Source organism: Paraburkholderia mimosarum LMG 23256 = NBRC 106338 (genome assembly GCF_000739815.1).
In the GTDB taxonomy this organism is placed as follows: domain Bacteria; phylum Pseudomonadota; class Gammaproteobacteria; order Burkholderiales; family Burkholderiaceae; genus Paraburkholderia; species Paraburkholderia mimosarum.
The window spans coordinates 1-7,738 of sequence record NZ_BBJJ01000137.1 but is presented as its reverse complement, the minus strand read 5'-3'; the positions used below and the strand labels follow the sequence as shown (position 1 = coordinate 7,738).

Below are 7,738 nucleotides of genomic sequence, written 5' to 3'. Positions count from 1 at the left end.
TTACAAGGCAAGGCTTGTAGAGCAGTACTTCCAGGAAACGAAGCTTTTGCGCAACGACACCAGCGTGCAGTTCCGTTGCGTCCTCTTCCCATCCTCCTTTCCCGTCGCGCTTCCTCCCGCTGCCCGTGAGTGGGGTAAGAAACTCCGCGTAAAACCCGTGTGTGTCACCGCCCAGGTTGTAACGCATCGCTGGCGGTCTGAACCCGCCAGCAAGGTTCGGCTCTTCGGTGAACCCAGCCCCTTCCAATGCCTTCTTGATATCGCCTTCGAGCAGTTCGTGCGTGTCGTAGGCCACATCTGCGTCTTGGGTGAAGATCGGATTGTGGTCCGCCGTGTAAGCACGCGGCTCATAGCGGTACAGCCGGAATGCCCATCCGCCAACAAAGACGATCTGCTTGCGCCATGGCTCGAGCGTCATCGCCAGTCTGCTGAAGTCTGCCAATTCGCTCACATTTTTTCTCCCACAATGCTTGCCAGCACGCCGTGCTCCAGCTCGGCTGCCTGCTCGGCACCTCGCGTCGTATCGGCGGAGACGTCAAGCCACGTCTGGACAATGTCGGACACCCAGACGCCCTCGCGCATCACGCGCCCGCGAAGCAGCGATTGAGGATACGGGTGTTGCTTCAGAATCAGATCCGGCCGCTCACCCTCGAGCGCACGCTTCAGCCCCCGCCAGCCTTCAGCTGCTGCGAGATTGGGCACCCACAAAGTCGGCAGTGCGCCATGGACGTGCCCTACGCCCAGTGCGTGCGCCGCCGCAAACTGGCCCAGTGTCGCCCCCTCTTCCCGCTTGAGCGTCTTTCGTAACTGCTGCTCCTCGGGCACGCCACGCACGAGAAATTTCATCGGCACGCTGACTGTCGGTTTCACGTAGGCGGCCTTCCACCGCTGCGCGAGCTTGCGTCGCTGGACGAGTCGCAGGTGCGGCACCGCCTCGACGAAGTCTTCCTCTTTCAGGGCATTGACGAGCCGCGTAGCGGTCATGACCGATACACCCGCTTCGCGTGCAAGGTCGGTCGCCGTCATGTACGTCTTCTCCGGGGCATTGATCAGGTTCTCTCGCACGATATCGGCCGCGAGCAGGAGCTTGAGCATCCATTGGACGAGATCGGAGAAAACGAGCGTCGGCGGTGCGGAATGGCTGCTGCGCCGCACACTCACTGGCCGTTTATCGGCCTCCAGTCCCGGAAAGTCAACGTACAGCGGCACGTCCGACAGGATGGCGACAGGTTCACCTTTGCCATACGCACGCTGAAAATCTCGAAGCCTGGTGACGAGCGCCTGCGATGCGCTTCCCACCCAGATGAGGACAGCGGGATGGGACTTGCCCGGCTTTGCATTGGCGTGGACGCGCGATTCGAGCAGCGCCTGCGAGAAAAGCGGTATCACCCGATCGGCGCGCCCTTCCGTTAGGGCTTTCAATACCGCGTGATACGTCTGACCGTGAGGGCTGGTCAGGACGAAATCTCCGCCCTTGCCGTTCTCACTGTCCTCCTGGACTTGCCAACCGTTGCTTTCGAAGAGCGAATAAACGGCGTGTCGCGCGAGACGGTCGGTTGCCCCGGTCAGGGAGTGTGTGTCGCTCATGATTCACCTGGCCACGCTATTTCAGTTGGCCATGTGAAATCACATGGCCACGTTAGATCACACGCCCATGTTACTCCGCGTCGCACAGGAGGTGCAAGTGAGACGACATCCGCCTACGGAAAACAGCTGACCAACGGCCCAGCGACCAAGCGTCGAGTTGTATATTGGGGCCCGAATAAACACTCCCAGTCAGTGCGGAATGCCATCCTCTGTTACGCCGGATTCCGCGCTCAAGTCTTCCGGTCGTACTTTTAAGCGCCTGCCAGACCCTTTTAAGGAAAAGCTCTGAGACCACGTAGGTACCCCCTCGGACGGGGCGGCAATATTTGGCAGACCTCACGTCTCGTTCTTGCCGCTGATCCGCGGGTCGCCCGGTGCCGCGACGAACGTGCCGGTGCCGCCAGGGATCAGCGTATTGGCGTCGGCGATTTTGATGGGGTTGACTGAGCCGCATAAGCATCCTGGAGCCCACACGAAGACGACGATCGCAGCGACGCATATGGCGTCACGTACGTGCGGCAGCGAATGCACGTGTAGCATTTCCTATGACACGATTGGCCGTAGCCGACCTTCAGCAGCTCGAATTTCCACGCCGAAGACGCGAATAACGATCAACATAAGCGAGGTAACTGACGGCACCCTGGTTCGGCCGCATGCCGAGCGGCCCCAAGCACACTGTTTACAGACAGGTCTTTTATTCAGCCCAGTGACTGTATTCCGGCTTTTTGCGGTTCAGGGCAATGCCCCTGGACCTGAGAGAGGTTAGTCCTTGAATGGTGAAACGGACGCCTTTTATGCTGGAGCCATCTCGATGGTCGGTTGCGACCGTGCCTACTGGAAATGACGCTATCGTGGACGAGCCTGTGCTCAATCTGTGCAGAGTTCACAGTTGCAGCGCCCGATTTTCCAGCACCCGTCCTCTAAATGCTCACGAAGCCAGATGTTCCAAGGATGGGTAGGAATACGTTGGATTTCCAATTCAAACACCAACCCGACGCGGGAACTCCGGAATATTTTCCGGCGGGGTGGGACGCCCTCCTGGTACTCCAGATGCCCGATGAAGAATGCCCTGCCTCTCCTGCGGAGGTCACGATATGCCTCTGAATGCACGAAAATTTTCCCACGCACACCATTCCTATGCAAAAACCAGTGCGATTGATTGAAAGGGTATTCCGCATTAAAGCTTGATATCAAAAATCCAGCGGGGTCTCGATCACGCCACGCTATCCACTCAGGATTAATACTGCCCACGGTCACTCCCTATCGCCGTAAAAAGCTCAAAATCTCACCAGCTTGATTGGACGCTCTCCTGTCCGCCGCATTTTTGCCCGGTGTGACACGCCCGTATGTGCGTCAACGAACGCACTCAACCGGCTCGAGGTCCGCGACGCACCGTCTCGGAAAACCTGCTGCGAATTTCGCGGTGAACGTTCGAGTCGCAGAGCATCGGCCGCTCGCGGTTATCGTCGCGAAGCGCCGCCCCCTGAGTTCAAAATCTATGGCCAGCCCGAGATTTGCCACCTCTGGTTTTGATGTCCTCATGGCTTGCACAAATCTATCCGGAATCCCATGTTCCACGATGAAAGTCGCACCGGTCGATCCTCAAAATGTCGGCAGCTGCTGCGAGCTGTAGAACTTGTCAGGTTTTTCGTCCGGTCGCTGTGCCGTTGGATCATCAGGTTTCCAGCAGTCGCAAAACCTTGTTGGGTGAAACGAAGGGTCAGTCCGCGAGATTCAGGTGCGAGGCATCGTACGCAGTGTGTTTGGTGAGCACCGCCCAGGCAATCCGCGCGAGCTTGTTGGCCACCGCACAGGCCACCACATTGGCGTGCCGTCGGGTCAGCATTGACCGGATCCACTCTCCGAGCCGATCGGCGCGCTGGTTCGCGCGTTGCATGACGGCTCGGGCGCCCTGTACGAGCAAATGGCGCAGATGCTTATCGCCACGCTTGCTGATTCCACGCAGGACATTACGCCCGCCGGTGCTGTGTTGCCGTGGCACCAGTCCGATCGAGGCCGCGAAGTTGCGGCCGCCCTCGCGGCTGTGCCACGTTCCCGACTTCCGACGCCAGCAGGCTGGCCGTGATGGGGCCGATGCCGGGAATAGACAGCAGCCGCGCTGCATTCCCGTCTTCGCGAAGTTGTAACGTCAGATCCCGTTCGATGTCGTCAACCTGCTGGTCCAGATAACGATAGTGGGCATGGAGCCGGTGGATCAGTTGGATTAGTCGTGGAGGCAAATCGTGTATCGCAAGCACGTCGGGCAGCCGGCGCAGCGTGGCCCTCGATCGAGGAACGACGATGCCGAACTCGAGCAAGATGCCGTGGATACGGTTGATGGTAGCCGTGCGTTCAGTGACCAGCCCTTCGCGCGCCCGATGCATTGCCGCCAGAAGCTGTTGTGCTTCCGTCCGTGGTTCAACGAAACGCATCGCGGGACGGGACGCCGCCTCGCAGATCGCCTCAGCGTCAATGTAATCGCTCTTGTTGCTCTTCACGAAAGGCCGAACGTACTGTGGCGAAATCAGGCGGGCAACGTGCCCCAGTTCGTTGAGCTTGCGTGCCAGCCAGTGCGACCCCGCGCACGCCTCCATCACGACCGTAACCGCCTTGAGATTACTGAAGAACGGAAGCAGTTGCGCGCGAGAAAGCCTCTTGCGGAACACCTCATGTCCCTTTGCATCCTGTGCGTGCAGATGAAACACATGCTTGCCCAGATCGATGCCGATCAGCGTGACCTCGTTCATGGCGATCTCCTCTACCGTGGACCGAACTGCCTATCGTAGACCGGTCGGTGAGATCGGGCTGGCCATTTCATTATGTCATGTTTCCGGGCGATGCTTTCGGATTTGGGCACTGCGCCGCGCACTCGGACACAAGCCGTTGCGGACCGCCTTATCACCTGAGCGGGTGGGCGACACGAAGTAAACGGGCAATTGCGACACCCTGACGCAGACAAAACTCCCCAGCTGCACGTATCGTTTATATGGCAAACGTTTCCGAGCGTGGTCGATCACGCAGCCACGAGCAACCATTGGAGGATTCATGCGCATTACGCTCCATCTCGACACGTTCGATCGCATTGACCCGAACGCCTATGCGATCCTTTGGCTCGACACCGAAACCTGTACGTGGTCGCGGGAAGGTCATGCCGGTCTAAAGCTTCCCGAATGGGGACAGCTGCACGTCGGATCGTGCGGCACGCAGGTCTGCGGTCAGCATGATGAGGACCCTCTTTTCATCCTCGAAGGTCTTGCCCTTGAGGACCAGATCGGTCCGTTCGAAGGAGAATCAGGGGAGGCCCACTGGCGTTGCGAAAACGGACCTCAGACCGCAGGACACTGGCATGTGCGGTGCATCGACAAGGACGCTGTGCTTGCCGAGGACAGCTTGTTCGCAACTGCCGAGGTCTAAAGGGAATCCCCAGCCGCCAAGCGGTACAGAATGCGCCAGGGGACTCAAGGCCACGCTGAGATGCTGAGTCCCGAAAGGGGCCCACTCAATCGAGCTACAGAATCTTCATTGAACTGGAGCCGACCCGTTCTTGACGTTCCTCGGTACAAACTTCAGAGCATCGCTGCCAAGCGCAGCATCCAGCCCTTGACTTCACCGCCAGGGTCGCGTTCGGCGAGCCGATGTAAGCGGTAACCCATGAGCGTTATAGAGTTCGCGTAAGTGTCGTTGCAGAATGTTCCTCGTTCAGTGCGATCAGGAGCGGACGATGAAGGCAACTGCAAAGCGAGAGGAAGTCGAATCAGTGTGGCGGCAGAGGCTGGCGCGCTTCGCCGAGCGCGGGCAGACGGTCAGAGCGTTTTGCCGCGAGTAGTCGGTGTCGGAGTTGCGCTTCTATCATTGGCGGCGGCGCTTGCAGGGCCCGGCATCACCGCGTGTTGCGGATGTGCCCACCGGAGGCACAACCTTTGTCGATCTGGGCACCATTGCGGCAACTGACACGCACATCGAGCCGGGCAGGCCGGCGGGACAGGCGAATCTGACGATCCGCCTCGATCTGCCCGGCGGCATCGTTCTGACGATCGCGAGAAGCTGATGTTCTTCCCGGAGCAGCAGGTGCGTGTGTTCCTGTACGGCGCGCCCGTGGACATGCGGCGCCCGTTTGATGGCTTGTACGCGATCGCGCGCCACAGCATGCCGGTCGATCCACTTGGGGGCCATCTTTTCGCGTTCATCAATCATCGTGCCACACAGATCAAGGTGCTCTATTTCGATCGCAGCGGCTGGTGCGTTTGGGCCAAGCGGCTCGAGCAAGGCCGTTTTCTGGCCAACTGGAACCGGGTGGATACGCGTGAGATCGATGTCACGCAACTGAAGCTGTTGCTGGAGGGAATCGAGGTCGTCCGGCAGCGGCATCGTTACCGGCACCCGCAGCCACAATCGCCGATGAGGCCCCGCCGTGAGGCATGCCTTGCCCTATGATGGTGACCATGCCATCGACTGCCGCCACCGACGAGACCATCGCTGCGCTCACCGCGCACGTGGCGGCGTTGTCGGCGCGATGCGATGCGGTGCTCGGCGAGAACGCACAATTGCGCGCGCAAGTCGCGTGGTTCCAGCGCCAACTGTTCGGTCGCAAGAGCGAGCGTCGCATCGTACAGCCCGATGCGGCACAAGGCACGCTGGGCGAAGCCTTCGATGCTGTGCCCGATGCACCGGTGCCAGGCAGGAAGACACGCATAGCCGGCCACGAGCGCAGCGCCACGCCCAGGCGCTCGGATGCCGACGAATCGACACTGTTCTTCGACGAGGACAAGGTCCCGGTCGAAGTCATCCCGGTTGCAAACCCCGAGGCCAAAGGACTCGATCCCGAGGATTACGAAGTAATCGGCGAGCGTGTGAGCCACAGGCTGGCCCAGCGTCCCGGCAGCTATGTCGTGCTCAAGTACGTGCGCCCGGTGATCAAGCGGCGCGATACGCAGGCATTGTCGTGTCCTGCGGCGCCGGTTGGTGTGATCGAAGGCAGCCGCGCCGATGTGTCGATCATCGCCGGGCTGCTCATCGACAAGCTGGTGTACCACCTGCCACTGTACCGTCAACATCAGCGGCTTGCCCAATGTGGCATCCGCGTTTCGCGGCAGTGGCTCACGCAGATCGCGCAAGCGGCCATTGCGCTCATCGAGCCAATCCACGACGCACAGTGGCAATCGATCCTGAGCTCGCGCGTCAAGCGCATGGACGAGACGCCGATCAAGGCCGGACGGGACGGCCCGGGCAAGATGAAGTCGGCGTACTTCTGGCCTGTCATGGGCGAGCGCGACGAGATATGCTTCCACTACCAGCCGAGCCGGCGGCAGGAGCACGTCGAGCAGCTGCTCGGGCAAACCGCATCGACTGGCAGCGTCCTGCACACGGACGGCTACAAGGCGTACGCCTTGTATGCGAAGAAGACGGGACTCGCCCACGCGCAGTGCTGGGCGCACAGCAGACGTGCGTTCGTGAAGGCAGAGGAAATCGAGCCGGCACGCGTGGCCGAAGCGCTGGAGCATATCGGCGCGCTGTATCGCGTCGAGGAAGACATTCGGCAAAAGGGCCTGACAGGCTCCGGCAAGCGCGCCTGGCGGCAGCAATATGCGAAGCCGGCGGCGCAGCAGTTCTTCGTTTGGGTGGACAGGCAGTTTGAGGCGCAAGGCTTGCTGCCGAGCAGTCCGCTCACGAAAGCACTGGCCTGTGTGCGCGAGCGCCGCGAAGGCCTGTTGCTGTATCTGGACGATCCGGACGTCGAAATCGATACGAATTCATTGGAGCGCGCGCTGCGCGCAATCCCAATGGGTAAAAAGAACTGGATGTTCTGCTGGACCGAGCTCGGCGCCAGGCAAATCGGTATTGCGCAAAGCCTGCTGGTGACGTGCAAGCTGCACGACATCGATCCCTATGACTATCTGGTCGACGTGCTGCAGCGCGTGGGCCAGCACCCGGCGTCGCGCGTGCATGAACTCTAGATAACAATAATCTCGTACAGACCGCCTATTTGCACCAGAGCCTCCTGTTGCAGCAGCCAGGCAAGCAGGTCGTCCACGCGGCGGGGCAGCATGCTGCGACCCTGCACGGAAGACACCCAGCTGGCGCAGCGCCCTACCCTACTCGGTCATCGCGGGCGTGGACGTCCCGCCTTCCGCGGGATAGACATCCGCGATCA

The 7,738-nt window shown here is 60.4% G+C and carries 6 protein-coding genes and 2 pseudogenes; 4 read left to right on the top strand and 4 right to left on the bottom strand.

The genetic code is table 11. From position 1 onward, the window contains the following. The 4 genes and pseudogenes from BMI01S_RS35135 to BMI01S_RS35120 all read right to left on the bottom strand — a co-directional run. Nucleotides 1-451 (bottom strand): GSU2403 family nucleotidyltransferase fold protein (locus BMI01S_RS35135; protein ID WP_042292497.1); only part of this gene is annotated, 451 nt, incomplete at its 3' end. Continuing rightward, a complete protein-coding gene (locus tag BMI01S_RS35130) occupies nt 448-1,587 on the bottom strand; it encodes an RpiR family transcriptional regulator (RefSeq protein ID WP_028232865.1) in 1,140 nt (379 codons plus the stop codon). The genes BMI01S_RS35135 and BMI01S_RS35130, both read right to left, overlap by 4 nt. A 336-nt stretch (nt 1,588-1,923) precedes the next feature. Beyond that, entirely contained in the window at nt 1,924-2,118 is a 195-nt protein-coding gene (locus BMI01S_RS35125) for a hypothetical protein (protein ID WP_028232864.1), read from the bottom strand. Nucleotides 2,119-3,307: 1,189 nt separating this feature from the next. Continuing rightward, a pseudogene (locus BMI01S_RS35120) lies at nt 3,308-4,334 on the bottom strand (IS110 family RNA-guided transposase). A gap of 298 nt (nt 4,335-4,632) precedes the next feature. Here BMI01S_RS35120 and BMI01S_RS35115 point away from each other — a divergent pair. The 4 genes and pseudogenes from BMI01S_RS35115 to tnpC all read left to right on the top strand — a co-directional run. Continuing rightward, nucleotides 4,633-5,001, top strand: coding sequence for a DUF3564 family protein (locus tag BMI01S_RS35115; RefSeq protein ID WP_028232863.1), 369 nt, complete (start codon nt 4,633-4,635; stop codon nt 4,999-5,001). Nucleotides 5,002-5,416: 415 nt separating this feature from the next. Next, nucleotides 5,417-5,635 carry a hypothetical protein gene (locus BMI01S_RS35110; RefSeq protein WP_028232862.1) on the top strand — a complete coding sequence of 73 codons (219 nt, stop codon included), beginning with the start codon at nt 5,417-5,419 and terminating at the stop codon, nt 5,633-5,635. Continuing rightward, entirely contained in the window at nt 5,635-6,021 is a 387-nt protein-coding gene (gene tnpB / locus BMI01S_RS35105; RefSeq protein WP_028232861.1) for an IS66 family insertion sequence element accessory protein TnpB, read from the top strand. Before BMI01S_RS35110 ends, tnpB begins: the two co-directional genes overlap by 1 nt. Before the next feature lie 8 nt (nt 6,022-6,029). After that, nucleotides 6,030-7,538: pseudogene (gene tnpC, locus BMI01S_RS35100) on the top strand (IS66 family transposase); the annotation flags it as partial. Nucleotides 7,539-7,738: the final 200 nt, after the last annotated feature.